Source organism: Chryseobacterium sp. HNCC26DJ239 (assembly GCF_057180445.1).
This window is the reverse complement of the sequence record NZ_JBXUGJ010000004.1, coordinates 320,355-347,134: the sequence shown is the minus strand read 5'-3', so window position 1 is coordinate 347,134 and position 26,780 is coordinate 320,355. Positions and strand designations below refer to the sequence as shown.

Sequence of the window (26,780 nt, the reverse complement as noted above, 5' to 3'; positions counted from 1 at the left end):
GAAAAAGATTGATATAAAAATTGCCACGAATGACGAATTTTATGGTTAAATAATCAATTCGTGTATTCGTTGCAAAATAATTTGTATGGTTAAATTGGGCATGAATTCGCAAACTTAAACAGATTTTTACGCAATCAATCGGGGATTATCTGTGTAATCTGTAGGATAAAAAAATGTTTCCATATCAAATGAAATATCCTATTTTTGACTTTATGGATTTTCCGGTTACATTTCAAATTTTTGGTAAAGAAGTTTTATTACATCCTATCACAGAGTCGTTAGGAATTTTTGTGGGAATGAGGTTTTACTTCTATTTAAAAAGAAAATCGCCTGAGAAAATGGCGTTGACTTCTTCTTTAATTATTTTAATTGGAGCAACCGCCGGAGCACTACTTGGATCAAAAATAATAGGTAATTTAGAAAAACCTAGTGTATTTTTTTGTAAAGATTTTTCATTTATTAGGTTCTGGACAAGTAATACCATTACGGGAGGATTAGCATTTGGTTTGTTGGGGGTAGAACTGGCAAAGAAGGTTATTGGTCATAAACAAAGTACAGGAGACCTGATTGTTTTTCCTTTAATAATAGCTATGATTATAGGGAGAGTTGGCTGTTTTTTTACTGGAGTTTATGAAGAAACATACGGAATTCCCACAGATTCTATTTTTGGGATGCATCTCGGAGACCAATATTTACGACACCCTGTTGCATTATACGAGATTGTATTTTTACTATTATTAGGTTTTGTAATTTTTAAACTGAAGAAAACAAAAAAATATTATTCAGGATTTCTTTTTCAGGTTTTTATGTTGAGTTACTTTTTATTTCGGTTTTTCTTAGATTTTATAAAACCTCATGAAATTGTATTTTTAAATTTAGGAACAATTCAGCTTTTAAGCTTGTTAATGATTTTTTATTACATTTATGATATTAAAAAATCTTTCAGGTTAGCAAAAAACATTGCAGATTATAATGGATGAAGCAACTGTAGTAAGTTTAGTTATTGGAATAGTATTTTTATTTATTGTTTTGATAATCATATTTTTAAAACTATTTGGTGTCTTTAAAAAGAAACAAAAAACAAGTGCAAAATCTATTGTATTAAATTTGTTTATAATGTTTTTTCTGGGTGCAATTCTTTGCATATTGTTGTTTTTATTAGCTTTCGGATTGATTTGCAAATGATAATTTAAGATTTATTAATTTTTCACAAAAATGTAATATGATAACCTTGTTAAGTATTTTAGAAGTAGGCAATTTTGGAGGACGTTTAGCTGGATTAGGAATTATAGCTCTTTTAGTAGGGCTTTTAATAATTGTTATTTCATTATTTAGCCTTATCGTTTTAGGAATAATGTCTGCATCCAATAAAGAAAAGAAATACAGTTTTAAAGCACCTTTAATAGGTGTTCTTGTTGGTGTTTTATTACTTATTGCGGGAGGTTGCATTTGTGGATCAGGAATATAAAAAAAATTTATGCCAGTAAGAAATTATACGTATTACGATTATACCATCAGTCTTTGCCCGGAATGTTTAAAAAGGGTAGGCGCAAAGATTATTATTGAAGATGAAGCTGTTTTCATGACGAAAAGATGTCCGGATCATGGGTTTTTTAAGACTAAAATCGCTTCCGATGTTCAATATTATAAAAATATCAGAAACTACAATAAAGCTTCAGAAATGCCTGTTCATTTTGGAACAGATGTAGAGTATGGTTGTCCTTACGATTGTGGTTTGTGTGTTGATCATGAGCAACATAGCTGTCTTTCTATTGTGGAAGTTACAGACCGTTGCAACCTTACTTGTCCCACTTGCTACGCAATGTCTTCGCCACATTATGGAAGCCATAGAAGTTTGGAAGAAATTGAGGCAATGTTTGATATTATCGTAAAAAATGAAGGTGAACCCGATGTTGTTCAAATCAGTGGAGGCGAACCCACGATTCATCCAGAGTTTTTTAAAATTATGGACATCGCAAAGTCGAAACCGATTAAACATTTAATGCTGAATACCAATGGTGTTCGAATTGCCAATGACCCCGGTTTTGCCGAAAAATTAGCAACTTACGCTCCAGAATTTGAAGTTTACCTTCAGTTTGATTCTTTTAAACCCGAAGTTTTAGAAGATTTCAGAGGAAAAGATTTAACGGATGTTCGTATGAAAGCTTTGGAAAAACTCAATGCTTTAAATTTGTCTACAACGCTCGTTATTGTTCTTCAAAAAGGTAAAAATATTGATGAAATCGGGAAGATTATCGATTTTGCTTTAAAACAAAAATGTGTTCGAGGAATTACTTTCCAACCTGTAGAAATTGCCGGAAGAAACCGTGAAGATTCTGCGCATGAAAAAATTACGTTAACAGAAGTAAGACAGGAAATTTTAAACCAGTTTCCTTTGTTGAATTCTGACGATATTATTCCGGTTCCATGTAATCCGGATGCTTTGGCGATGGGCTATATTTTGAAACTTCAAGGTGAAACTATTCCTTTAACACGATACATCAATCCTGCTGATTTACTGAGTAATGAAACTAAAAATACGATTGTTTACGAACAAGACACCGGTTTGCAAATGCAGCTTTTGGATATTTTCAGTACGGGAATTTCTGTAGATAAAGTTCAGCCTAAAGTAAACCAGTTATTGTGTTGTCTTCCTGATGTTTCTGCTCCGAATTTAGATTATGATAACCTGTTCAGAATCATCATCATGAATTTCATGGATGCGCATGATTTTGATGTTCGAGCTGTAAAAAAATCATGTGTTCATATTGTAAATAAAGATTTAAAACTTATTCCGTTTGAAACGATGAATCTTTTTTATCGTGATGATAAAAGTAAATATCTTGAAGAACTGAGAAAAGAGGATAGGGTTTTGTTTTAATTAAATTTCCCATAGATTTCACGGATTTTCACAGAGGATTGAGAATAGAATTTGCCACGAATGCACGAATTTTTACTATAACTTTTTACTAATATTCGTGTATTCGTGGCAAAATAATTTGCATGGTTAAATTTGGCATGAATTCGCAAACTTAAACAGCTTTTTAAACATTCATCCGTGAAAATCCGTGAAATCTGCGGGACATAAAATATTAATCAAACTTCATCACCTCACTCAATCTATTCATGTATTCATACGCAGTAAGGTCGAATTTTACAGGAACAATTGAAATGTATCCGTTGGCTAAAGCGGTTTCGTCGGCATCTTCAGATTCATCCATATTATTGAAATAACCTGTTAACCAATAATATTTTTTCCCGTGCGGATTGATTCTTTCATCAAAACTTTCTTCCCATTTTGCATTGGCTTGCTTGCAAACTTTTACGCCTTTTATTTCTTCCTTGCTAAGTTTTGGAATATTTACATTCAATACAACACCTTTAGGCATCGGGTTTTCAAGAGTTTTTCTTACAATTCCCTGAATATATTCTTTCGCTTGAGTAAAATCTGCTTCCCAACTGAAATCCAAAAGTGAAAAACCAATCGAAGGAAGTCCTTCAACACCGCCTTCTACAGCAGCAGACATTGTCCCAGAATAGATTACGTTAATCGAAGAATTCGCACCGTGATTAATTCCAGAAACAACAAGGTCTGGTCTTCTCGGTAAAATTTTGTCTAAAGCCATCTTCACACAATCGACCGGAGTTCCGCTGCAAGAAAAATCTTTTTGTGGTCCTTCTAAGTGAAGTTCTTCGTAGGTAAGTGTAGAATTGATGGTAATGGCATGTCCTTTTCCGCTTTGTGGCGAGTTGGGAGCTACTACAATTACATCACCAATTTCATTCATAAATTGTATTAAATTTCTGATACCGGGTGCAGTGATTCCGTCGTCATTGGTTACCAGAATTAAGGGTCTTTCCATATTGTATATTTAATTTTAACAAAGATAAGCATTAAGGTTTGGTCTTAATACAGGCATAATTTAATTAATAATGAAGAATAATACGCACAGAAAATCAAAGTCTTAAAGAATGTTTTGTTTTATCATTAAAAAAACCTGAAAACTAGCCGATATTTCTAAATAAGGTATTAAATTTGATAGTTTGTAACAGCTATTCGATTTTTTAGACTTATAGTGCGAACAATTTTGATAAAATAATATTATACATTAAAAATCTATGTGGAAAAATTTTAAACTGAATAAATTTTTACTCCTCATTCCGTTAACAAGTTTAATGTTTTGTTTCAATTCGCCTCAAAATGATGACGAAAAAATGCAGACGATAATGGTGAGCGTAAAAAACACTCTTTCTTATCTACATTACAGCCCAAAACCTATTAACGATGCCTATTCTAAAGATGTTTACAAGCATTATTTCGAAATGGTAGACCCTGGAAAAAGATATTTCCTGCAAACTGATATGGCTGAATTTGCCAAACATGAAACCAAATTGGACGATTACATCAACCAAGGAGATTTAACGTTTTATAAATTAACCATCGACAGATTATACCAAAGAGTTGATGAAATTGATAAGATTACACAGGATATTTTCAGCAAGCCAATTAATTTGGAAGAAGATGAATCTTTAGTACTAGAACCGAAAAACAAAGCGATTCCTGCCAACAAACAAGAGCAGTACAATGAATGGAGAAAGTATATTAAATACAATATTCTTCAGGAAATTGAATCGATGAACAGCAAAGAAGAAGCTCAAAAAGAAAAGAAAGATTCTGTACAGAAATACAAGCTGAAAGACACCATCAAACTTCAAATTCTTACGCCTCAGCAAAAAATTACAAAGGCGACAGATGAAGTGAAAGATTTGGTGAAAGAAACCTTCACAAGATTCAAAAAAAGAAAGAAAATGGATTGGTTTTCTGTCTATATGAATGCTTATACAGAAGTTTTCGACCCGCATACAAACTATTATTCTCCAAAAGATAAAGAAGATTTTGATACTCAGTTTACGGGTAAAGTAATCGGGATTGGAGCGATTATTCAGGAGAAAAAAGGATACCTTTATTTGGGAGCTTTAACGATTGGTGCACCGGCTTGGAAGTCTAAGCAACTTTCTGAAGGCGATAAAATTTTAAAAGTAAAATCTAAACCAAAAGAAGATGCTGTAAATGTTGTAGGAATGTTATCTGACGAAGCTGTACGTTTAATTAGAGGTGAAAAAGGAACTCCGGTTACTTTAACGGTTCAGAAAAAAGACGGAACGGTAAAAGAAGTAACGATGATTCGTGAAGAAGTGGCAATTGAAGACACTTTTGCGAAAAGTATTATCGTAAATTCTCCGAACGGAAAAAAATATGGTTTCATCAATTTACCAAGCTTTAACGCAGATTTTGAAGATGAAAAAGGAAGAAACGCTTCTGATGACATCAAAAACGAAATCATTAAGCTGAAAGCTCAAAACATTGAAGGAATTGTTTTAGACCTTAGAAACAACGGAGGTGGTTCTTTAACCGAAGTAGGCGATATTATGGGACTGTTTATGAATGCAGGTCCTTACGTTCAGGTAAAAGACGGAAACGGAAAAATTCAAACCCTAAAAAATAAACAAGCTGCCCCAATCTGGACTGGTCCGTTGGTGATTATGCAGAACGAACTTTCTGCTTCTGCTTCTGAAATTTTAGCGGGAGCAATGCAAGATTACGGAAGAGCAATTATCGTTGGTTCGCCGCAGTCTTTCGGGAAAGGAACAGTACAAACGTTTGTAGATTTAAATAGATTTTTAAATACTTCTGATGATTTCGGTTCTTTAAAATTGACGATTCAGAAATTCTACAGAATTACAGGAGAATCTAACCAAAGAAAAGGGATTGTTTCTGATATTCAAATGAAAGATTTCTTCTCTTACTCTGAAATCGGGGAGCGTTATGATGAGTTTGCTTTGGCTTGGGATAAAATTCCTTCTACAAACTATCAAAAACTAAGCTATTTTGATGTAAAAGCTCTTGAAGCAGCAAGTAACGCAAGAATGGCAAATAACAAGAATTATCAGCTTCTTTTAGAGTCTGCACAATGGAGAGAGCAATTGGATAAAGAAGAAACCATTACTTTGAACATCAATAAATTTAATGATTTGATGAAGCAAAGAAAAGCGCAAATCGAGAAGTTTAAAGTATTGACGAAATTCGATAACGGTTTGAAATTTACCATGTATCCTGCCGAAATCGAAAGAGAGAAAAAAGATGAAGCCTTCAAAAAGAAATCTGAAGTGTGGATTAAAAACCTCAGAAAAGACACCTATTTGCAAGAAGCAATGAACATCATTGCAGACATGAGCAAGAAGTCATAAATCAAGAAAGCCAGCGAATTTGCTGGCTTTTTTATATAATCCCTTTTCTATAGATTTGCTCAGGGTCTTTTACAACATTTTGCACAAATCTTTCTTCACACGCTCCAAATTGTAGAAAATTTTTTCTGCCTTCTTCCAAAGTCATATGATTCGGACCGCTGATTCTATCTAAATAATTACTTCCATCATCCTCCCAAAAACAAACACGGCATATTTCATAGTTGCCTCTTTCTTCAATTGTGAAATATCCGCAGCAAAAGCACTGGAAATTTAAATCGTTATTTTTTTCATTCATACTTCATATTAATAAAAAAAAACCACTACAAAAAGCAGTGGTTTTACAATATTTAAAATTAAAAATAATTTATTGATTTCCTAAAAAAGCGTCCCAACCTTGCGCTGTTAAAGCAACCAATTGATTAGAACCTCTTGCAACCATAAAGTTTCCTTCTTGTTTTTCTACCGCATGACCGATAATTGTAAAGTCTGGATGATTTTTAATTTTATCAAAATCATTTGGCGAAATTGTGAAGAGCAATTCATAATCTTCACCACCGCTTAATGCCGTCATTACAGGGTTTAGATTAAATTCATCCGCCGTTGTAATCGTTAAATTATCCATCGGAACTTTCTCTTCATACAATCTGAAACCTACTTTAGATTGGTCAGAAAGATGCAAAATTTCAGAAGCTAAACCATCAGAAACATCAATCATTGAGGTTGGTTTAATCTCCAATTGCTCCAAAATACCTTTTACATCGGTTCTTGCTTCAGGCTTTAATTGTCTTTCCAAAATATAGTCGAAACCTTCCATTTCCGGCTGCATATTCGGATTGGCAAGGTAAACAGCGTGTTCTCTTTCCAAAATTTGTAGTCCCATATAAGCACCTCCCAAATCTCCGGTAACCACCAAAAGGTCGTTCGGTTTTGCACCGCTTCTTTTTACTATATTTTCTTCATTTTCAAGGCCAATTGCGGTAATGCTCATTACTAAACCAGCATTGGAACTTGTTGTATCTCCGCCAATTAAGTCAACTTTGTATCTTCCGCAAGCGGCTTGAATTCCGGCATATAATTCTTCTAAAGCTTCAACTGGAAAACGATTTGATACCGCCAAAGAAACCAAAATCTGCGTTGGTGTAGCGTTCATCGCAGCAATATCGCTTAGATTTACGACTACAGCTTTATATCCTAAATGCTTCAAAGGAACATATCCCAAATTGAAATGCACACCTTCAGCCAAAACATCGGTGGTAATTACTACTTTTTTATTGTCAGGATTTATAACGGCGGCATCGTCTCCAACACCCAACTCAGACGAATCGTTAGTAAGGGGAAAAAACTGTGTAAGGTGTTTAATTAAGCCAAATTCGCCTAATTTCGAGATGGGCGTTAATTCCTGTGATTTATCTTCAAACATACATTAAATTATAAATGATGGTTGATAAGTGATAAATGATGACCATAATTATTCATCATTTATCGCTTATCATTTATTTATTGATTAAAAATTTGCGGATCTACATTCCCCGGTTTGAAAGGGAATTTTTTGAAATCTTCTTTTGTTAAAACTTCTGTATCTGTCGTTTTGTATTTGTTCATGGCTTCCACCACATCATCTGGAGGTGTGGTCATTTTTCTAAGCATCATATCAATCCAAACTCCTGTTGCTTCCGAAGTTGCGCAATGCGTTCCGTCTGGCAAATAAAACTTGTGAAGAAATCTGTAGATAGAAGAATCTTCTGAGCAACCATCAATTTCTACGCTTACAATTACAGTTTGGTCGGCATAAATCTCTTTAAAGAAAGAATATCTTTCGTGTAGAATTACGGGACCAATTCCCCATCTGCTCATTTGCGTAACGCCCATTTTTTCTTTGGTCATAAACGCCATTCTTGCTTGTGCACAATATTGTACATAAGTAGAGTTGGCTAAGTGTTTATTAGCATCAAGGTCGCTCCAGCGAACTTCAAAAGTATGATAGAATGTCATTTAAAATTTGTTTTAACCACAAAAGTCACAAAAGTTTAATCATTATTAAAGCTAAAATGTAAGCCGATTAAAGTGCAAAAAAGAATGTGCCTAAGTAGATTGATTTATTGGCACAAAAATACTTAAATAAGATGGTTTATAAAAATTGTAGTTTTGTAAAAATAATCCTTTGCATAAAAGCTTTTGAATTAATAAAAACTTTTGTGCTTTTCAAACCTAACAGGTTTTAAAAACAGGCTAGGTTTAGAATAAATGAATAATTTTGGAAGTTAAAATTATGAAGCAAATCATCATTATCGGCGGTGGAGCAGCAGGATTTTTCTGTGCCTCAAACCTTGACGAGAAAAAATATAAAATCACAATTCTAGAACAAAATTCTGATGTTTTACAAAAGGTGAAAGTTTCTGGTGGCGGAAGATGCAATGTAACACACGCTTGCTTCGACCCAAGAGAACTGGTACAGTTTTATCCTCGCGGAAATAAAGAATTACTGAGTGTTTTTACGAAATTTCAGCCGGGAGACACGATGGATTGGTTCGAGCAAAGAAAGGTAGCCTTAAAAATCGAAAACGATAACAGAATTTTCCCTGAAACCAATTCTTCACAAACGATTATCAATACTTTTTTACATGAAATCGAGAAGAAAAGAGTAGAGGTGAAAACCAAATGCTCGGTAAAAGAAATTGAAAAATTAGAAGAAAAATATCTTGTAAAGACCAGTTTAGGCGATTTTGAGGCAGATTATGTAATTTATACCACTGGAAGCTCACCAAAATCTTTAAAAATGATTCAGAATTTGGGACATAAAATTGTGGATTTGGTGCCGTCGCTTTTTACATTCAATATTAAAGACGATTTGTTGAAAGATTTAGCCGGAACAAGTTTTGAAATGGCAGAAACTTCGATTCCAAAGTTAAAAACCGATGAAAGTGGTCCGCTTTTAATTACGCATTGGGGACTTTCTGGTCCTGCGATTTTGAAAATTTCAGCTTGGGAAGCAATTAATTTGGCAAAAGTGAAATACAACTTTGAAGTGGAAGTGAATTTTATTTCTAAATCTACCGATGAAGCTGAAGAAATGTTTCAAAACTTTAAGCAAAGCAATCCTAAAAAAACAATTGGTCAAGCTAAAATCTTCGACATTACGAATCGTTTTTGGCAAAGAATTTTAGATGTTTCTAAAGTAGATTTGAATAAGCAGGTCGCACAAATTTCAGCAAAAGAAATGCAAACCATTATCGAAAATCTTTGTAAAAAGAAATTCAATGTAACCGGAAAATCGACTTTTAAAGACGAGTTTGTAACCGCTGGAGGAGTTGATTTAAAGGAAATTAACTTTAAAAATATGTCGTCAAAAATTCTCCCTAATTTTTACGTTGCCGGTGAAGTTTTAAATATCGATGCCGTAACCGGAGGTTTTAATTTCCAAGCTTGTTGGAGCGAAGCCTGGCTGATTGCGCAGGATTTGAATGTAAAATAGTTTAGACACAAAATGCACGAATATTTTTCACAAAAGGCACAATTTATTAGTGCCTTTAGTGCGAATAATTTGTGATATTAGTGTTTGAAAAAAATTAAAAACTGAATAATTTTAAGTAAAAAAATAAAAAAACAACATGAAAAAACTTTTAACGCTTGTGCTAATTTCTATTTTCTCAATCGCTTTTTCTCAAGAGAAAAATTCGATAAATGAAGAGCGTGTAATTTCTTCAGACAGTGTTTATACTGATGTTGATATACAAGCTGAATATATTGGAGGAATCGAAGGGTTTAGGAAAGACTTTCAAAATAACTTTAATTCGAGGGCTTTAGAAGGAGTAACTGCAAAATCTGTAGTAAGTTTTGTTGTTTTTGAAGATGGAGCTATTGGTAATATTGTTGCTGAAGGTGAAAGCGAAAAGTTGAACAAAGAAATGGAGAGGGTTATAAAGAAATTAAGTAAAAAAAAGTGGAAACCTGCTGAAATTAAAGGTGTTAAAGTTAAATCAAAATTTAGGCTTCCAATGGCAATACAATTTTGATAAATAAAAGTTTCTTTCGGAAGATAATTACTTTTTGACTTGTAAAAAAATTGCAACTAGAAAACATCCTGCAAAATAGCAGAGAATGTCGATCCACGAAAAAGAGTTTCCGATAACGATGTACATTATGCTTCCTGGTTTAAAGCCGAGATGATCTGCAACATTAAAATATTGCGCAAATTCAATCAGACAAGAAAAGAGAAAAATACTTGAAATAAGTTTCAAATCATTAGTTTTAATGAAGGTTTTGACAAAAGTACAAAGCAGTATGACAACAATAACGTCACCCAGATAAGCTCTTACAAAAAATATATTTTTAAGTGATGTTGCAATTAAGACTTCTATTAGAAATAGAAAAACAGTAATGAGCAAATATTTTAAACTGAATTGAATTTTCATGTGATTTTTTATCGTTGCAAACATAAATTATTTATCACAAAAATGGGTTAAATTTTGTGAATATCCGCGTTTAAATAAGCTTTAGGCATCTTTTTTGTTGAAGTTTTTTTAATTTTGCAAAAACAAACAATGAAAAAATTATTTACAATCTTAATTTTTGCGGGCTTTGGATTTTCGTTCCAAGCTCAAACCTCTCAAAAACCTGAAACCGCAGTAAAACCAGCGGTTCCTCAAACGGTAGAAGAACTTCCTGATTATGCTGTTCTGCAAAAAAGTCTGAACCTTAAAGATGTTGTAACCGTAGCAGATGAAGAACCTGAGTTTCCTGGTGGAAGAAAGGCATTTCTGTATAAAGTTTCTGAAAATATTCCCATTATAAATATTAAAAATCAAAAAGAATTTAGCACAACTATTTACGTTATCGTTGAAAAAGATGGCTATATTCGAAATTATAAAGCAATTAGCAATAATAAAAAATATGCTGAGGCTGCAGAAGAAGGCGTAAAAAAAGTCTTCACCCGTTGGAAACCTGCAAAAGTAGGAGGGAAACCAGTAAGATATATATTTTATATTCCTATTGGTTTAAGAAGTTGGTAAAATTTTTATGGATAAAACAAAACGACATTCATTTTGAGTGTCGTTTTTTTTTTGGCTAAAAAATTTTTACTTTGTACCATATTTACCAAGATGACCAAAACATTACTATTTATATCTTTTTTCTACATAATTATTGTATCTGCGCAAAATGATACTATTATTGATGCGAAATTTATTCCTGAAATTGCATTAAAAAAATCAAAAATAAATGGAGACGAAGAAATTCACGCTTCATTTTCTTTAGGAACAGATGAATTTAGGAAAATGTTGGCAAATAATTTCAATATGAATTTATTTCAAAAAGTCGCTGACATTCATTGTGATTTGTCTTTTATTGTAGAAATAGACGGAACTCTTAGCGGAATAAAAGCTATTGGAGAAAATCAAAATTTTAATGATGAAGCTATTCTTGCAGTCTCTAAAATAAAAGAAAAATGGTATCCAGGGACGATAAATGGCACTCCTGTAAGAAGTAGATTTAAAATACCTTTGGATATTAAGTTTACGGATGGTGTTGATGTGAAAGCCAAATTTCCGGAAGGAGAAGAAGCTTTTAAGAAGAAAATTCTTGAAAATTTACAAACATCAAAAATTCAAGGAAGTAAAAAATGTGAAATTACTTTTATTGTAGATTATAATGGAAGAATCTCAAAAATTTCTGTAAATGGGGAAGATAAAAGTTTTAATAAAAAAGTAAAGCAATCGGTTTCAAAAATAAAAGAGCTGTGGATTCCCGCCATGTTAAGGAATGCCCCAGTTACGACATTTACGACTTTATCATTTTCAATAAATTAACACTTTTACCCTCCAATCATTTTCTTAATCGAATTCAACTTCATCAATGCTTCAATGGGTGTTAAAGTATTAATGTCGATTTTCGTCAATTCTTCGCGGATATTTTCCAAAACTGGGTCGTCTAGCTGAAAGAAAGAAAGTTGCATATTTTCTTCGGTCACTCTTTTAATACTTTCAGACGAACTTCCTTGTGTGCGGCTTGCTTCAAGGGTTTTCAGAATTTCATTGGCTCGGTTCACTACTTTTGCAGGCATTCCCGCCAATTTTGCTACGTGAATACCGAAACTGTGCTCACTTCCGCCTGGAACCAGCTTTCTTAAAAAGATGATGTTTCCTTTGTTTTCTTGGATAGAAACGTGGAAATTCTTTACTCTTTCAAAGTTTACGGTCATTTCATTTAATTCATGATAATGTGTCGCAAATAAAGTCTTTGCCTGAGTTGGATGTTGGTGAAGATATTCCGCAATTGCCCAAGCTATGGAAACCCCGTCGTAAGTAGAAGTTCCACGACCGATTTCGTCTAAAAGAATCAAACTTCTTTCAGAAATATTATTCAAAATATTCGCGGCTTCATTCATTTCAACCATGAAAGTAGATTCTCCTGCAGAAATATTATCTGTGGCGCCAACTCTCGTGAAAATCTTGTCTAAAACCCCAATTTCAGCATGTTTTGCAGGCACAAAACTTCCGATTTGAGCCATTAAACAGACAATTGCAGTTTGACGTAGAATCGCCGATTTACCCGCCATGTTCGGTCCGGTAACCATAATAATTTGTTGCGAATCTTTATCTAAGAAAATATCATTCGGAATGTATTTTTCTCCCAAAGGAAGGGCGTTTTCAATGATAGGATGTCTTGCTTCTTTTAAATCGATGGCGAAACTGTCATTCAAAACTGGCTTTGTATAGCTTTCGGAAACCGCAAGTTCAGATAAACCAACGGCAACGTCGAGTTGCGCAATAATTTTAGAATTTTCTTGAATTTGGTCGATGTGAACCATCGTTTCAGCACAAACATTTCTGTATAATTCATTTTCTAAAACCCCGATTTTTTCTTCGGCGCCTAGAATCTGATTTTCATATTCTTTCAGTTCTTCGGTAATGTAACGCTCTGCATTTACCAAAGTTTGCTTCCTTAGCCAATCGGAAGGAACTTTATCTTTATGCGTATTTCGAACTTCAATATAATATCCAAAAATGTTGTTGAAATCTATTTTTAAGCTTGAAATACCGGTTCTTTCAATCTCTCTTTGGCACATTTCATCTAAAAAACCACGACCTTTCGATTGTAAACCTCTCAATCTGTCGAGTTCTTCAGAAATTCCTGCTTTTATTACATTTCCTTTGGCAAGATTTACGGGAAGCTCTTCATTCAAATGGTTTTCAAGCATTTTTATTAAATCTTCCTGGTCGTATAAAGGTTCAAGCCAAGCCAAAACATCGGCATGAGAATGCAGCAATGATTTGATTTTATGAATGTTGATTAAACTTTGGCGAAGATATCCCAATTCTTTTGGTGAGATTTTTTCTGCCGCCAATTTTCCCATCAATCGGTCTAAATCTGAAATCGATTTTAAAAGTTGAGAAATATCATATTTAAGAAGGTCGTTTTCGTTTAAGAAATCAATCAAAGAAAGCCTTCTGTTAATTTCTTCTACCGATTTTAAGGGTAAAATAATTCTTCGTCTCAACAATCTTCCTCCCATCGGAGTTGAGGTTTTGTCGATAATATCTAAAAGAGATTTTCCTTGCGGATTGCTCGGATAAACGATTTCTAAATTTCGTAACGTAAAATGGTCCATCATCAAAAAATCTTCCTGCGGAATCACCTGAATTTTAGTGATGTGCGAAAGTAAATTATGATGTGTATCTTCCACCAAATAAGCAAAAATAGCTCCTGCTGCTGTAATGGCAAGTGGTTGATTTTCAACTCCGAAACCTTTTAAAGAATTGGTTTTGAAGTGATTTGTCAGTTTTTCGTACGCGAAATTATATTGATACGCCCAATCTTCTAGCTTGAACGCGTTTTTATTTTTAAGCTGCTCCGGAATTTGAACACTTCTTTGGTAAATAATTTCACTCGGGTCGAAAGTATTTACGATGTGAAGAAGTTTTTCTAAATTTCCTTCGCTCACCAAAAATTCTCCCGTAGAAATATCGACCAAAGCAATCCCGAATCTTTCTTTTTCTTTGTGAAGCGAAAGCAGGAAATTATTCTTTTTAGAATTAAGAACCTGGTCATTGAACGTTACTCCGGGAGTTACCAATTCTGTAACGCCACGTTTTACGATTCCCTTTACCATTTTGGGGTCTTCCAACTGGTCGCAAATAGCAACTCTCATCCCGGCTCTCACCAGTTTTGGCAAGTAAGAATCTACCGAATGATGCGGAAATCCAGCTAATTCGATGTGCCCTTCTCCGTTGGCTCTTTTCGTTAAAACAATTCCTAAAATTTGAGAAGTTCTTACAGCATCTTGCCCGAAAGTTTCGTAGAAATCGCCCACTCTGAATAGCAAAAGTGCATCAGGATATTTCGCCTTGATGGTGTTGTACTGCGTCATTAACGGGGTTTCTTTCTTCGCTGCCTTTGCCATTAAAATCGTTCTTAAAATTTAGGATGGTAAAAATAGGGAATTTTAATTTTGAGGGGAAAGGTATTTTGGGAAAGTTTGGTTTAAAAAAGATTTCCTGCAGTTTGTATAGATTTTAAGCAAAAGATAATTTTTATATTGTTTAATCATCATAGTAAAATGCAAAATCAGATAAGTTTTTTTTAAAATGTTTTTTGATTAAGGATTAAGCATCATTTTCATTATAATTAATTCAATAGATTTTAAAATAGCTTCGAGATTATTTTCAGTCAGAATATCAATATTTCCAGAATATTTTTTATCAGAGTATTTAATTGGTCTTGATAAAATATTAACGCGAATTCTTCCGAAACCAAAATCTTTATCAGGATCAGAGTCTAATTTTTCATAAAATGGACGAAGGTTAAAAAAAATATAATTTTCACCATTTTGAGTTTTAAACGCCAAATCATACTTGTTTTCATCAAAATCAGTTACCTCCCAAAGTTCTGGAACTTGGAGTATATATTTGGATGTTGTGATTGTTTTGTAGGTCTCCATTTTGAAAAAAATTAATTATTCTCTACAATCTGTGGGAATTTAGTTTTTTCTTCTTCTTTCATACTTCTCCAAAGCTTCCGTCGCTTTTTCATACGCCCATTTTTGCTTGAAATTCACCCAATTCGCTTTAAAAAGCTTGCGCATTAATTTATCGGTGTATCGCATCACGAAAACATGGTAAAGCATATTGGCAAAAACTTTCGGTTTGTTGGGAAGTGCACGAAGCGACATCGAAAAACCGGGCTCCAAATATCGGTTGAAATGCCAAAAACCTCCCGGAATGAAAAGCGCATCGCCATGTTCCATGAAGATTTCATAGCCTTTTGCATATTTCAAAGCAGGGAATTTTTCATAATCTGGGTTTTGATAATCGAGCTCATAAATGGTGTGAACTGAGAGCGGAACTTTGTACAAAAACTTAGACTGCTTTTGGTCGAAGAGTAAAATTCTTTTTTTTCCTTCAAAATGGAAGTGCATAAAATCTCCCAAATCTACGTCGTAATGCATTAAAACATGAGCATCGTTACCTCCAAAAAAAAGGGTAGGAAGTCTTTTAAAAAACTTAATTCCAAGGTCTGGATAGGTGAAGTTTTTCAACAGTTCCGGAAGTCGGTCTGTGATGATGTAAAAGAAAATTCTCAGGTCGGAAGGTTTAGATTTTATCGTGTCAATATAATCTTTCATCTTCATTTTTGTAACGGGCGCATCCGAACTTTTTTTAGCATCTGCAGGTTTGTTGTCGTACAAAGGAACTTCCTGTTCACCAGCTTTTTCACGAATATATTCTAAATTCCACTGGTGGAAAGCAGCCCATCTCGAAGAATAGTTTTTAATAAGAAGTGGCTTTTGCTTTTTAAAATATTTCTCCTGAAAATCTGCTTTGCTAATGTCGTTTACAATATCTACGTTTTCGAGAATCATGCGTTTGGTTTTTTAATGGGAATGATAAAAATACTGTTTTTTTTGAGTTGACAGAATTCATGCCACCAATTATTTTGCTCTTTAGGATGAAAATAAAATCTCTCTTCTAAATAATAATATGAATACTTTATCTTTGCATTAAAGTTCTGAGATGAGAGTCTACAATACCAAGCATTTCCTTAAAATTCTTTTTAGTCTTCATAAAAGTGATACTCTGAAAATTCTTTTTCCGACGATGGTTTTGGTAGGATTGTACTCTTACGGAATGCAGTTTCTTGAGATTGAATATTTACATCTTACGCCAAAATCTAAGGTAAGTAATGTGGGGCTTATTCATACTTTATTAGGTTTTGTGTTGTCGCTTTTACTGGTTTTTAGAACGAATACAGCGTATGACAGATGGTGGGAAGGAAGAAAACTTTGGGGTAAATTGGTAAACGATTCCCGAAATTTTGCCATCAAAATCAATGTTTTGCTGAGAGACGATAGAGATTCTGCCGAACAAATTGCTAAATATTTGAAGTTTTTCCCGCATTTTTTGGCGAAACATCTTTCAAAAGAATCTACACGTTTGGCTTTGGATGAAGATTATTCCGAAATTGAGAAATCGTTGAGAAGTCATGGTCCTGCAGATTTAATAATTCAGCTTACCAATACATTACATCAATTAAAAAAAGAAGGAAAAATTTCTGAGGTTGAAATGTTGTATTTAGACACGCAACTTTCAGGGTTTTTGGATGTTTGCGGAGGTTGTGAAAGAATTAAAAATACGCCAATTCCTTATTCTTACTCGTCTTTTATCAAAAAGTTTATCATTTTATATGTGATGGCTTTACCGATTGCGTATGCAATAAACCTTGGGTGTTTCATTGTTTCGCTTACGGTTTTTGTGTATTATGTTTTGATGAGTTTGGAATTGATTGCCGAAGAAATTGAAGACCCTTTCAATATGGATGAAAATGATATTCCGATGGAAACCATTGCGCAGAATATTGAGAAAAATGTAGACCAAATTATGGGAGAAAAATTGTAAAATTTTAAATCTAAACTTTCATAAATTTCGTAAATTATAACAGAGAAAATTGTGAAAATCAAAATTCAAAATAATAAATAAAATAATAAAAGTGGTACATAAATTAAAGCTTGAAGAACTGAACAGGATTGATGTAGAAACCTTTAAACAAACAGAAAAAATTCCGTTGGTGGTGGTTTTAGACAATATTAGAAGCATGCACAATGTGGGAGCAACTTTCAGAACGGCAGATGCTTTTTTGGTTCAGAAAATTATTTTGTGCGGAATAACGCCACAACCGCCACATCGTGAGATTCACAAAGCGGCTTTGGGAGCTACAGAAAGTGTAGATTGGTCGTATGAAAGCGATATTAATACGGCAATTAACGATTTAAAAAGTCAGGGATTTGAAATTTTAGGAATCGAGCAGACTTCAAAAAGTGTGATGATTTCAGACTTTACTATAAATAAGGATAAGAAATACGCAGTAATTTTAGGAAACGAAGTGGAAGGAATTAGCGATGAAGCGCTTTCTAATGTTGATACTTTTATTGAAATTCCTCAGTTGGGAACCAAACATTCTTTAAATGTAAGTGTATGCGGCGGAATTGTAATGTGGGAGTTTGCAAAAGCGTTAAAATAAAAAAACTGCAATTGTCTAAAAGACAGTGCAGTTTGAAATAAATCTAATAAAAAGTAAAAATGAAAGGCGGCAAAGATACGTTTTAAATTTTCACTAACAAATTTTTTTCGGTAAAATTTTAAAATATTTATCAAAAAAAATCGTTTTCAGAAAATAAATTAATTTAATTTTTTATAAATTAGCACAATGTTTATCAAGGATTATATCTCAAAAGACTTTCCGGCTTTTAGCCTTTCCGATTCTATAGAGTCGGCGAGAGAAATGCTTGAAGATTTTGGATATTCTCATGTATTCATCAAAAAATCCCATCATTTTTTCGGAGCAATTGCCAAAGAATTTCTTTACGAATCTGAAGGTGCGCTAAAAAATCTAGAACATCAAATCGAAAGATTTGCCATTCTGGAAGACAATAATATTATGGATAGTATTCGTTTGTTCTACACGTTCAATGCGAATGTAATTCCTGTAATTAATAAAGGAGAGAAGTATTTAGGGTATATTAATTCTGACGATGTTTTTCAGAATTTTTCTAAATATCCTCTGTTTTCGGAGTCTGGAGCCATACTTACCGTAGAAACTCCTGCAAGAAAATACTCGATGACAGAGATTGCCAATATTGTTGAAAGCAATAATTCTAAATTCTACGGCGGTTTTATCAGCTTAATGTCAGACGAAGTTATTCAGGTGACGATTAAAATAAGTCATGAAAATTTAGCGTCTATTGATGCTACTTTCGACCGATACGATTACCGAATTGTAGAGAAATATTATTCCGACGAAAAATCAGACCTTTTTAAAGATCGATTTGGGTTTTTCCAAAAATTTATAGAAATCTAAGCATGAAGGCAGCCATTTATTCCCAGAAAAAAGATCTCGATACTTTTCTTTACCTGAGTAAGTTCGTTTCAGAGCTCGAAAGCAGAGGTGTAAAATCTGTTTTGTACCAGGAAATGGCAGATGCACTACAATTTTCCAAAATATTTGAAACTTTTACCAACAAACAAGATTTGTTGGAGAAAGAAGTAAACCTATTCTTTACTTTTGGAGGAGATGGTACAATTGTAAATTCTCTTACCTTTATAGAAGACCTTGAAATTCCTATTGTTGGAGTAAACACCGGAAGACTCGGTTTTTTGGCAAGTTTTACCAAAGAAGAAGCTTTCAAAGAGTTGGATGCTATTTTAAAAGGTGATGTAAAGATGAGCCGTCGTTCTGTAATAGAAGTCGTTTCACCCAATTACGACGATCTTTTTCCTTATGCTTTGAATGATGTTACCATTTCAAGAAAAGAAACAACTTCGATGGTAACTATCGATTCTTATATTAATAATGAATTTTTAAATGTTTTTTGGGGGGACGGAGTTATTATTTCTACGCCTACAGGTTCTACGGCATATTCTTTAAGTTGTGGAGGTCCTATAATCTCGCCAAACAACGAAAACTTTGTTATTACACCGATTGCACCACACAACCTTAATGTAAGACCTCTTATTGTAGACGATACGGTAGAGATAAAATTAAAGGTTGAAAGCCGTGTCCCACAATATTCTTTGTCTTTAGATTCTAGATTAATTCATATTGAGACAGATCAGGAAATTGTTATCAGAAAAGCGAAATTTCAGATACTTTTGGTGCAGCCCAATAACTTAAGTTTCTACGAAACAATCCGCCAAAAGCTTCTTTGGGGGAAAGATAAAAGAAATTAACAAATTATATAAAATTCCTTAACTTTACCGGAATTTAAAAACACCCTAATATTATTTATAAAAAGTAACACATGAGCAGAATTTTCCCGGCAGGAGTTGCCACAGGTCAGCTTGTAACTGATATTTTTCAGTACGCTAAAGAAAACAAATTTGCACTTCCTGCAGTAAACGTAATCGGATCGAGCAACGTAAACGCAGTATTGGAAACTGCAGCAAAATTAAATTCACCAGTAATTATTCAGTTTTCAAATGGTGGAGCTTCTTACAATGCAGGAAAAGGTTTAAGCAACGACGGGCAAAAATCTGCTATCTTGGGAGCAATCGCGGGAGCAAAGCATATTCATACTCTTGCAGAAGCTTATGGAGCTACTGTTATTTTACATACAGACCACGCTGCTAAAAAATTATTACCTTGGATCGACGGTTTACTAGATGCAAGTGAAGAATTTTACAAGCAAACAGGGAAGTCTCTTTACTCTTCTCACATGCTAGATCTTTCTGAAGAATCTCTAGAAGAAAACCTAGAAATCTCTGCTAAATATTTCGAAAGAATGAATAAAATGCAGATGACTTTAGAAGTTGAAATCGGCGTTACAGGTGGTGAAGAAGATGGTGTAGACAACTCTGGTGTAGACAATTCTTTATTGTACACTCAGCCAGAAGATGTAGCCTATACTTACGAAAAATTAAAAGCTATTTCTGATAACTTTACTATCGCTGCAGCTTTCGGAAACGTTCACGGAGTGTACAAACCAGGGAACGTAGTTCTTACACCGAAAATCTTAGATAACTCTCAGAAATATGTTCAGGAGAAATTCGGAACAGCAGATAAACCAATCAATTTCGTATTCCACGGTGGTTCAGGTTCTACTTTAGAAGAAATCAGAGAAGCGATTGATTATGGGGTAATTAAGATGAATATTGATACCGATCTTCAGTTTGCTTATATGGAAGGCATCAGAGATTATATGGTAAACAACATCGAGTATCTAAAATCTCAAATTGGAAATCCGGAAGGAGAAGAAAAACCAAACAAAAAATACTACGATCCAAGAGTTTGGGTTAGAAAAGGAGAAGAAACTTTCTCTACGAGATTGGTACAGGCGTTTGAGGATCTAAACAACGTAAATACACTTAAATAAATTATAGTTGATAAATGATGATTGATTTTAAAACACTTTACTCATCATTTATCATTTATTATACATCAATTATAAAGCTATGGCATTCGACTGGTTTAAAAGAAAAACACAAAATATTACCACTTCTACAGACGAGAAAAAAGATGTGCCGAAAGGACTTTGGCATCAAACTCCGTCAGGAAAAGTAGTGGAGCACGACGAGCTGAAAAGAAACAACTACGTTTCTCCTGAAGATGGTTTCCACGTAAGAATTGGAAGTGCTGAGTTCTTCGACATCCTTTTTGACGGGAAGTTTACCGAATTGGATGCTAATGTTGAAAGTATTGATATTCTTAACTTTAAGGATACAAAACCTTATGTAGACCGTCTTAAAGAAGTAAAAGCAAAAACAAAACTTACAGATTCTATCAGAAATGCAGTAGGAGAAGTAAACGGGACTAAAATGGTGGTTTCTTGTATGGATTTTGCTTTCATCGGAGGGTCTTTGGGTTCTGTAATGGGAGAAAAAATCAAAAGAGCAATTGATTACTGTATTGAAAACAAACTTCCGTACATGATTATCTGTCAGTCGGGTGGGGCGAGAATGCAGGAAGCAACTTATTCTTTGATGCAATTGGCGAAAGTACAAGCAAAATTGGCTCAGCTTTCTGAAGCAGGGCTTCTTTACATCGCTTATTTGTGTGACCCAACTTTTGGAGGTATTACCGCTTCTTTCGCCATGACAGCCGATATTATTATGGCTGAACCAGGCGCGTTAATCGGTTTTGCAGGGCCAAGAGTAATTCGTGAAACCATTGGTAGAGATTTACCGGAAGGTTTCCAGACTTCAGAATTCTTACAAGAGAAAGGTTTTGTAGATTTTATCGTAAAACGTACTGAAATTAAAGAAACAGTTTCTAAAACTGTAAAATTATTAGCTGTTAAAGCTTAATATTGATAAAAAAATAATACAATCTCTCTCTGAAAAGGGAGAGATTTTCTATTAAACATGTGGCACGATTGTAGAGCTAAAAGCAATAAGCCAATTGCCAAAAGCTAAAATATGAGAACTTTTAAAATTGTTTTTAATACGCTTCGAAGCTTGAGTTTTAAGAAACTTATGAAGCTTTTTGCTACAGTTTTGCCTCATCCTTTATTTTGTATTTTGGCTTTTTACGCTACTGTAAAAGCGTTTTCAATTGCAGAGAAACTTTATCCTAAAACTGCTTCCAAAAACGGAAGAGGAAACGCCTTCAGACATTCGTTTTGGTGCTGTTTGATTATGATGTACTGCTGCAAAGTTTCGTCCCCAGAAAAAGCCTTACAATTCTGCAAAGAAATTACAGATTTGCACGAAGAACTCTTTCCAAATGAGCCTTTGGAAACTAAAATGGACCTTCATAATAACAAAATCGGGATGAATTATTTCATGGAAATGCTTCCCGGAATTCACCGCCAGTTTTTTGAAAAAAGTTTTTTTGTAGAAGAACTTCAAAGAAAAACCGCTCAAGCAAAGCTATTGCAAGATCTGAATGACGATTTTGATGGCTATTTAGTGTATTTGGAAGAATAAAACTGTCCTAAATATTTCTTAAACCATTTCTTTTTACTTTTAGTATTCTGCTAAATGTCATCTTTTGATTTTAGTTAAAAATTTTCGTTTTTCGTAAATTTATTATGCAAAAAATTAATTAACTATTGTATGATTAGCATAGATGATTTTCAAAAAATTGAAACACGAGAAGAATTATTAGCCTTTTTAGAGAAAAATCAAGAAGAAAACGAAATGTATTCTGAGTTGGTAGAAAAGTACTTTTATGAGGTCGAACTTCGCCAACTTCAAGGTGAGCTTGTAAAGCTTCAAAACTGGATACAGAAAAGCAAAAGAAAAGTAGCTGTTATTTTTGAAGGGAGAGATGCTTCAGGAAAAGGAGGCACAATAAAAAGATTTATTGAGCATTTAAATCCCAGAGCAATGCGATTGGTTGCGCTTAATAAACCTACAGATGTTGAGCGAGGGCAATGGTATTTCCGAAGATATATTAAAGAGCTTCCGAATGAAGGAGAAATTGTTTTTTTCGACAGAAGTTGGTACAACAGAGCTGTAGTAGAACCTGTAATGGGATTTTGTACTCCAGAGCAATATGAAAGCTACATGGTACAAGTTCCGGAGTTTGAACACATGCTTTATGAAGCGGGAACAACCATCATAAAATTTTGGTTTTCTGTAAACAAACAGCAACAGCTTTACCGTTTCAACCGACGATTAAAAAATCCCCTAAAAAAATGGAAATACAGCCCTGTAGACGAGAAAGGGCAGGAACTTTGGGATACTTTCACTTACTACAAAGACCAAATGTTTTCCAGAACGCATAATGCTTTTTCTCCTTGGGTAATTGTAAAATCTGATGATAAACTTAGGGCTAGATTAGAGGCTATTCGATATGTGCTTTCAATATTTGATTATGAAGGGAAAAATAAATCGGTGATTAATGTAAACCCAGACCCGAATGTTGTACAACGCTATTTCAGAATGGTAAAACAAATAGACCTTTAACCTAAAACACAAAATTTACAATGAAAATTACACAAGAACAATTGGAAATATTAAATACTAAAAAAGGTCTTTACGGGTTACTTCAAAACCAACTTTTAGATGCAGATAAAGCCATTAAGTTTGCTAAATATGAAAAACGATTGGCAAAACTTCAGGAAGAAATGATAAAACTGCTGAATTGGACTGTAGAAAACCAAAAGAAAATTGTTATTATTTTTGAGGGGAGAGATGCTGCAGGAAAAGGAGGAGCAATTAGAAGAATTACTGAAAATCTAAACCCGCGACAACATAGAGTAGTTGCTTTACCAAAGCCGGATGAGGTTGAAGAAGGGCAATGGTACTTTCAAAGATACATTCAGCAGTTGCCAAAAGCGGGAGAAATTGTTTTTTTTGATAGAAGTTGGTACAACAGAGCCGTGGTAGAACCAGTAAATGGGTTTTGTACAAATGCCGAGTACGAAGAATTTATGAACCAAGTAAATGAATTCGAAAAAATGCTTTGTAGTTCGGGTGTTTACATCATCAAACTTTATTATTCTATTTCTAAAGACGAGCAAGAAAGAAGATTTTCAGAAATTATTACAAATCCCTTAAAAAAATGGAAGTACAGCGATGTAGATAAAGACGCATTGCATTTGTGGGACAAATACACAGAGTATAAAGAGAAAATGTTCAATAAAACCAATACCAATTTTGCTCCTTGGAAAATTCTTAAAGCCAATAAAAAATCCAAAGCAAGAATAGAATCTTTGGAATATATCTTAAATAAAATTCCTTACACCGTAAAAGATGAGCAAGCTCTTTTGCATGAGGAAATTGATTAATTAATAATAATTGAAGAAGTGAGCTCAGGAATTTATTTCTGAGTTTTTTGTTTGTCTTCATTTAAAACGGAGCATTTAATGATTAATTCAATAAATTTTGCAGGAGCTTTTGTAATCTATTTTTTTTTTGATTAAGTTTAAACAATTAATTTTACTTCCATGGTTCTCAGCAGAATTTGGTCGGCGTTTATTATTATCGCCATCGCAATTGCGAGTATAAAGTACATGTCTTCGGGCAATTATCAAACGATTTTCAACGATATGGTCGTTGGAAAAGGCGGAGATACAGTACAAATTTCAACACAGAAAATGAATGCTCTTACTCCTGTTGTAAGAGATAGTTTGTTGAAGAAAAACGATTTCGAAGAGAACCGAATTCATTATAAAACCGATTCTTTAAAGCAAAATGTTCAGGTTTACCGTGTTCAGCAAACTGATGGTGTGATTGGAACCTCCGAAACAGCAGTAAAAATCTGTCTTGGTTTAATCGGAATTATGACACTCTTCATGGGTTTCATGTCTATTGCTGAAAAAGCAGGAGGAATCAACCTTTTAAGTAAATTAATTCAGCCTTTTTTCTCAAAATTATTTCCTGAAATTCCTAAAAATCATCCCGCTTTCGGACATATGTTGATGAATTTTAGCGCCAATCTTTTAGGTTTAGACAATGCGGCAACTCCTTTTGGATTAAAAGCCATGGAAAGTTTACAAACTTTAAATCCAAATAAAGATACGGCAAGTAATTCTCAGATTATGTTTCTCTGTCTTCACGCGGGAGGAATGACCCTGATTCCGGTTTCTATTATTGCTATACGAGCTTCTATGGGATCTAAAACGCCTACAGATATTTTTCTTCCTTGTATGATTGCAACGTTTGCCGCCACTTTAGCGGCGATGATTGTGGTGTCGTTATATCAAAAAATTAACCTGCTAAAACCTATTGTAATCGCTTATGTTGGCGGAATTTCAGCAATTATCGGGCTTTTAGTGTGTTATTTGGTTCAATTAAGTAAAGAAGAGCTGGATGATTTTAGTAAAGTGGTAAGCAACGGATTGATTCTGTTTATCTTTTTAGCCATCGTTCTAGGAGCAGTTTACAAAAAAATAGATGTTTTTAATGCTTTTATTGAAGGCGCAAAAGAAGGTTTTACGACCTGCGTGAAAATTATTCCGTATTTGGTTGGAATGTTGATTGCCATTTCCCTTTTAAGAACTTCTGGAGTTTTTGAAGTGGTGGTAGACGGAATGAAATGGGTGGCGAATGTAGCCAATTTAGACGCAAGATTTGTAGACGGACTTCCAACTGCGTTAATCAAGCCTTTATCCGGATCCGGCGCAAGAGGAATGATGGTAGACACAATGGCAACTTTTGGCGCAGATAGTTTCCAAGGGAAATTGGCGGCGGTTCTTCAAGGAAGCTCAGATACTACGTTTTATGTAATTGCAGTTTATTTCGGAGCTGTAGCCATTAAAAACACAAGATACACTGTAATTGCGATGCTTTTGGCTGATTTGGTGGGGATTATTACCTCAATTATTCTGGCGTATTTGTTTTTTGCTTAAATTATGAAAGCTTTTATTCAAACTGATTCAAAAGGAGAGTTTTATAATGTCAATGCTTTTATAGCTTATGAAGGTTTTAAAAATTTTGGCTACGAAATAGAAAAATTCTTTGATGTAGATGAAATTTTAGATGACAATCCTGAAAACATTCTCGTTGGAGGAATCGGAAGTGTTAGAAAGAGAATTAGAAATTTAAATATCGTTCGCTCTGATAAGGAAATTGATTATCCTGAAGAATTAAAACCTTTTTTAAAAAGAAAAGTTTGGGAATCAACAATTAATCAAATTTTTTCAGACGCAAATAGCTGGAATATTTTCATTAAACCTAAAAAAGAAGCAAAACTTTTTGCAGGAAAAGTAATTCAAAATGAATTGGATTTTTTGGGAATCATTAATTCGGAAAGAGATATTGAAATACTCTGCTCAGAACTTATTAATTTTAAGACAGAATGGAGGTGTTTTATTCGATATAAAGAGGTTCTTGATATCAGAAGATATAAAGGAGATTGGGATACAAAAATTGACTTGAAAACCGTTCAATCTGCAGTGGGTTCATTTATTTCTCAACCTAGCGCATATGCTTTAGATTTCGGAGTGGATGAAAATGGAGAAACAATATTGGTGGAAGTAAATGACGGACATTCTTTAGGAACTTATGGGCTTTCTTCTTCTCATTATGCAAAGTTCCTTTCTGCAAGATGGAGCGAATTAACTCAAACTGAAGATTATTTAAAATTTTAAACAAAAAAAGCATACAATGATTACCGATAAAGAATTCACCCTAAGATTAATACGCCAGTTAACTCAAGCATTAGAAAAACTGATTTTAGACAAACCAGAAGAAAGTTTAATGCAAAAAGAACTGGATTTTGATTCGTTAATGAAAGATATTTTCAAGTTTGATTTTGTTACGCTGGCTTCAAAATCGAAAGAAGAAATCATTGAAATCGTTCAGGAAAGACAAGAGAGAGATCATAAAGATTATTATGAAATGCTCGCCAATCTCTTTTACTATAACGGAAAAGTAGAAAACAGAGTTGATTATTTAGACAAAGCAAAGACTTTTTATGAACTCTATTTGAAGACGAGCAGTATTTTTTCACTTCCGGTAATCAATAGAATTAATGAAATTTCCAAAAGCTAATTTCTTTTCATTGACTTTTTAAAAGTAGATGATTGTAACAGGCAAACTCAATTAAACATTTCAGATAAAACCATAAAAAAAAGCACTTGAGTAAAGTGCTTTTGT

28 protein-coding genes are annotated in these 26,780 nt (G+C 33.8%); 20 read left to right on the top strand and 8 right to left on the bottom strand.

What is annotated here, in order from left to right:
- Nucleotides 1-188 precede the first annotated feature (188 nt).
- From AC2A1D_RS10770 to AC2A1D_RS10760, 3 genes are all read left to right on the top strand, one after another.
- Nucleotides 189-980, top strand: a complete 792-nt coding sequence (locus tag AC2A1D_RS10770; protein ID WP_484043643.1) for a prolipoprotein diacylglyceryl transferase — start codon at nt 189-191, stop codon at nt 978-980.
- A gap of 242 nt (nt 981-1,222) precedes the next feature.
- Entirely contained in the window at nt 1,223-1,468 is a 246-nt protein-coding gene (locus AC2A1D_RS10765; RefSeq protein ID WP_484043642.1) for a hypothetical protein, read from the top strand.
- A 9-nt stretch (nt 1,469-1,477) separates the two neighbouring features.
- Entirely contained in the window at nt 1,478-2,881 is a 1,404-nt protein-coding gene (locus tag AC2A1D_RS10760) for a radical SAM protein (RefSeq protein ID WP_484043641.1), read from the top strand.
- A 211-nt stretch (nt 2,882-3,092) separates the two neighbouring features.
- On the opposite strand, the gene surE is transcribed toward AC2A1D_RS10760, so the two are convergent.
- A complete protein-coding gene (gene surE / locus AC2A1D_RS10755; RefSeq protein WP_484043640.1) occupies nt 3,093-3,863 on the bottom strand; it encodes a 5'/3'-nucleotidase SurE in 771 nt (256 codons plus the stop codon).
- 256 nt (nt 3,864-4,119) lie between these two features.
- On the opposite strand from surE, the gene AC2A1D_RS10750 reads away from it, so the two are divergent.
- A complete protein-coding gene (locus AC2A1D_RS10750) occupies nt 4,120-6,249 on the top strand; it encodes a carboxy terminal-processing peptidase (protein ID WP_484043639.1) in 2,130 nt (709 codons plus the stop codon).
- A gap of 31 nt (nt 6,250-6,280) precedes the next feature.
- On the opposite strand, the gene AC2A1D_RS10745 is transcribed toward AC2A1D_RS10750, so the two are convergent.
- The 3 genes from AC2A1D_RS10745 to AC2A1D_RS10735 form a co-directional block, all read right to left on the bottom strand.
- Nucleotides 6,281-6,544 carry a CPCC family cysteine-rich protein gene (locus AC2A1D_RS10745; protein ID WP_484043638.1) on the bottom strand — a complete coding sequence of 88 codons (264 nt, stop codon included), beginning with the start codon at nt 6,542-6,544 and terminating at the stop codon, nt 6,281-6,283.
- Between the two features lie 69 nt (nt 6,545-6,613).
- A complete protein-coding gene (thiL, locus tag AC2A1D_RS10740; protein ID WP_484043637.1) occupies nt 6,614-7,669 on the bottom strand; it encodes a thiamine-phosphate kinase in 1,056 nt (351 codons plus the stop codon).
- Between the two features lie 77 nt (nt 7,670-7,746).
- The gene (locus tag AC2A1D_RS10735; RefSeq protein ID WP_484043636.1) at nt 7,747-8,241 is read right to left on the bottom strand and encodes an acyl-CoA thioesterase; all 495 of its coding nucleotides are present in this window, start codon (nt 8,239-8,241) and stop codon (nt 7,747-7,749) included.
- A 277-nt stretch (nt 8,242-8,518) separates the two neighbouring features.
- Between AC2A1D_RS10735 and AC2A1D_RS10730 the strand changes: the two genes are divergently transcribed.
- Nucleotides 8,519-9,721 carry a BaiN/RdsA family NAD(P)/FAD-dependent oxidoreductase gene (locus AC2A1D_RS10730; RefSeq protein WP_484043635.1) on the top strand — a complete coding sequence of 401 codons (1,203 nt, stop codon included), beginning with the start codon at nt 8,519-8,521 and terminating at the stop codon, nt 9,719-9,721.
- Nucleotides 9,722-9,857: 136 nt separating this feature from the next.
- Nucleotides 9,858-10,262, top strand: coding sequence for a hypothetical protein (locus AC2A1D_RS10725; protein WP_484043634.1), 405 nt, complete (start codon nt 9,858-9,860; stop codon nt 10,260-10,262).
- Nucleotides 10,263-10,289: 27 nt separating this feature from the next.
- Here the strand turns inward: AC2A1D_RS10725 and AC2A1D_RS10720 are convergent, their stop codons facing one another.
- Complete coding sequence (locus AC2A1D_RS10720; RefSeq protein ID WP_484043633.1) at nt 10,290-10,661, bottom strand: ribosomal maturation YjgA family protein; 372 nt, start codon at nt 10,659-10,661, stop codon at nt 10,290-10,292.
- Between the two features lie 129 nt (nt 10,662-10,790).
- Between AC2A1D_RS10720 and AC2A1D_RS10715 the strand changes: the two genes are divergently transcribed.
- Both AC2A1D_RS10715 and AC2A1D_RS10710 read left to right on the top strand, forming a co-directional pair.
- Entirely contained in the window at nt 10,791-11,258 is a 468-nt protein-coding gene (locus AC2A1D_RS10715) for an energy transducer TonB (protein WP_484043632.1), read from the top strand.
- 90 nt (nt 11,259-11,348) lie between these two features.
- Nucleotides 11,349-12,053: an energy transducer TonB gene (locus tag AC2A1D_RS10710; RefSeq protein WP_484043631.1), complete on the top strand. Its 705-nt coding sequence runs from the start codon at nt 11,349-11,351 to the stop codon at nt 12,051-12,053.
- Nucleotides 12,054-12,058: 5 nt separating this feature from the next.
- Here the strand turns inward: AC2A1D_RS10710 and mutS are convergent, their stop codons facing one another.
- The 3 genes from mutS to AC2A1D_RS10695 all read right to left on the bottom strand — a co-directional run bounded on the left by mutS (nt 12,059) and on the right by AC2A1D_RS10695 (nt 16,105).
- Nucleotides 12,059-14,647, bottom strand: a complete 2,589-nt coding sequence (mutS, locus tag AC2A1D_RS10705) for a DNA mismatch repair protein MutS (RefSeq protein WP_484043630.1) — start codon at nt 14,645-14,647, stop codon at nt 12,059-12,061.
- 195 nt (nt 14,648-14,842) lie between these two features.
- Nucleotides 14,843-15,184 (bottom strand): hypothetical protein, encoded by a 342-nt coding sequence (locus tag AC2A1D_RS10700; RefSeq protein WP_484043629.1) that lies wholly within the window; start codon nt 15,182-15,184, stop codon nt 14,843-14,845.
- A 39-nt stretch (nt 15,185-15,223) separates the two neighbouring features.
- Nucleotides 15,224-16,105: a cupin-like domain-containing protein gene (locus tag AC2A1D_RS10695; protein WP_484043628.1), complete on the bottom strand. Its 882-nt coding sequence runs from the start codon at nt 16,103-16,105 to the stop codon at nt 15,224-15,226.
- A gap of 151 nt (nt 16,106-16,256) precedes the next feature.
- Between AC2A1D_RS10695 and AC2A1D_RS10690 the strand changes: the two genes are divergently transcribed.
- The 12 genes from AC2A1D_RS10690 (at nt 16,257) to AC2A1D_RS10635 (ending at nt 26,675) form a co-directional block, all read left to right on the top strand.
- Nucleotides 16,257-17,138 (top strand): bestrophin family protein, encoded by an 882-nt coding sequence (locus tag AC2A1D_RS10690; protein WP_484043627.1) that lies wholly within the window; start codon nt 16,257-16,259, stop codon nt 17,136-17,138.
- A 91-nt stretch (nt 17,139-17,229) separates the two neighbouring features.
- Entirely contained in the window at nt 17,230-17,760 is a 531-nt protein-coding gene (locus AC2A1D_RS10685; RefSeq protein WP_484043626.1) for an RNA methyltransferase, read from the top strand.
- 186 nt (nt 17,761-17,946) lie between these two features.
- Entirely contained in the window at nt 17,947-18,597 is a 651-nt protein-coding gene (locus AC2A1D_RS10680; RefSeq protein WP_484043625.1) for a CBS domain-containing protein, read from the top strand.
- Nucleotides 18,598-18,599: 2 nt separating this feature from the next.
- Complete coding sequence (locus AC2A1D_RS10675) at nt 18,600-19,466, top strand: NAD kinase (RefSeq protein WP_484043624.1); 867 nt, start codon at nt 18,600-18,602, stop codon at nt 19,464-19,466.
- Nucleotides 19,467-19,537: 71 nt separating this feature from the next.
- A complete protein-coding gene (gene fbaA, locus AC2A1D_RS10670) occupies nt 19,538-20,608 on the top strand; it encodes a class II fructose-bisphosphate aldolase (RefSeq protein WP_484043623.1) in 1,071 nt (356 codons plus the stop codon).
- A 79-nt stretch (nt 20,609-20,687) separates the two neighbouring features.
- Entirely contained in the window at nt 20,688-21,539 is an 852-nt protein-coding gene (gene accD, locus AC2A1D_RS10665) for an acetyl-CoA carboxylase, carboxyltransferase subunit beta (protein ID WP_484043622.1), read from the top strand.
- 111 nt (nt 21,540-21,650) lie between these two features.
- On the top strand, nt 21,651-22,160 hold the full coding sequence (locus AC2A1D_RS10660) for a DUF6973 domain-containing protein (protein WP_484043621.1): 510 nt from the start codon (nt 21,651-21,653) through the stop codon (nt 22,158-22,160).
- A gap of 129 nt (nt 22,161-22,289) precedes the next feature.
- Nucleotides 22,290-23,144, top strand: a complete 855-nt coding sequence (ppk2, locus tag AC2A1D_RS10655; RefSeq protein ID WP_484043620.1) for a polyphosphate kinase 2 — start codon at nt 22,290-22,292, stop codon at nt 23,142-23,144.
- Nucleotides 23,145-23,164: 20 nt separating this feature from the next.
- Nucleotides 23,165-23,968 (top strand): polyphosphate kinase 2, encoded by an 804-nt coding sequence (gene ppk2 / locus AC2A1D_RS10650; protein ID WP_484043619.1) that lies wholly within the window; start codon nt 23,165-23,167, stop codon nt 23,966-23,968.
- Between the two features lie 159 nt (nt 23,969-24,127).
- The gene (locus AC2A1D_RS10645; RefSeq protein ID WP_484043618.1) at nt 24,128-25,531 is read left to right on the top strand and encodes a nucleoside recognition domain-containing protein; all 1,404 of its coding nucleotides are present in this window, start codon (nt 24,128-24,130) and stop codon (nt 25,529-25,531) included.
- 3 nt (nt 25,532-25,534) lie between these two features.
- Nucleotides 25,535-26,272 (top strand): ATP-grasp domain-containing protein, encoded by a 738-nt coding sequence (locus AC2A1D_RS10640; RefSeq protein ID WP_484043617.1) that lies wholly within the window; start codon nt 25,535-25,537, stop codon nt 26,270-26,272.
- 16 nt (nt 26,273-26,288) lie between these two features.
- Nucleotides 26,289-26,675: a hypothetical protein gene (locus AC2A1D_RS10635; protein WP_484043616.1), complete on the top strand. Its 387-nt coding sequence runs from the start codon at nt 26,289-26,291 to the stop codon at nt 26,673-26,675.
- The last annotated feature ends 105 nt before the right edge of the window (nt 26,676-26,780 follow it).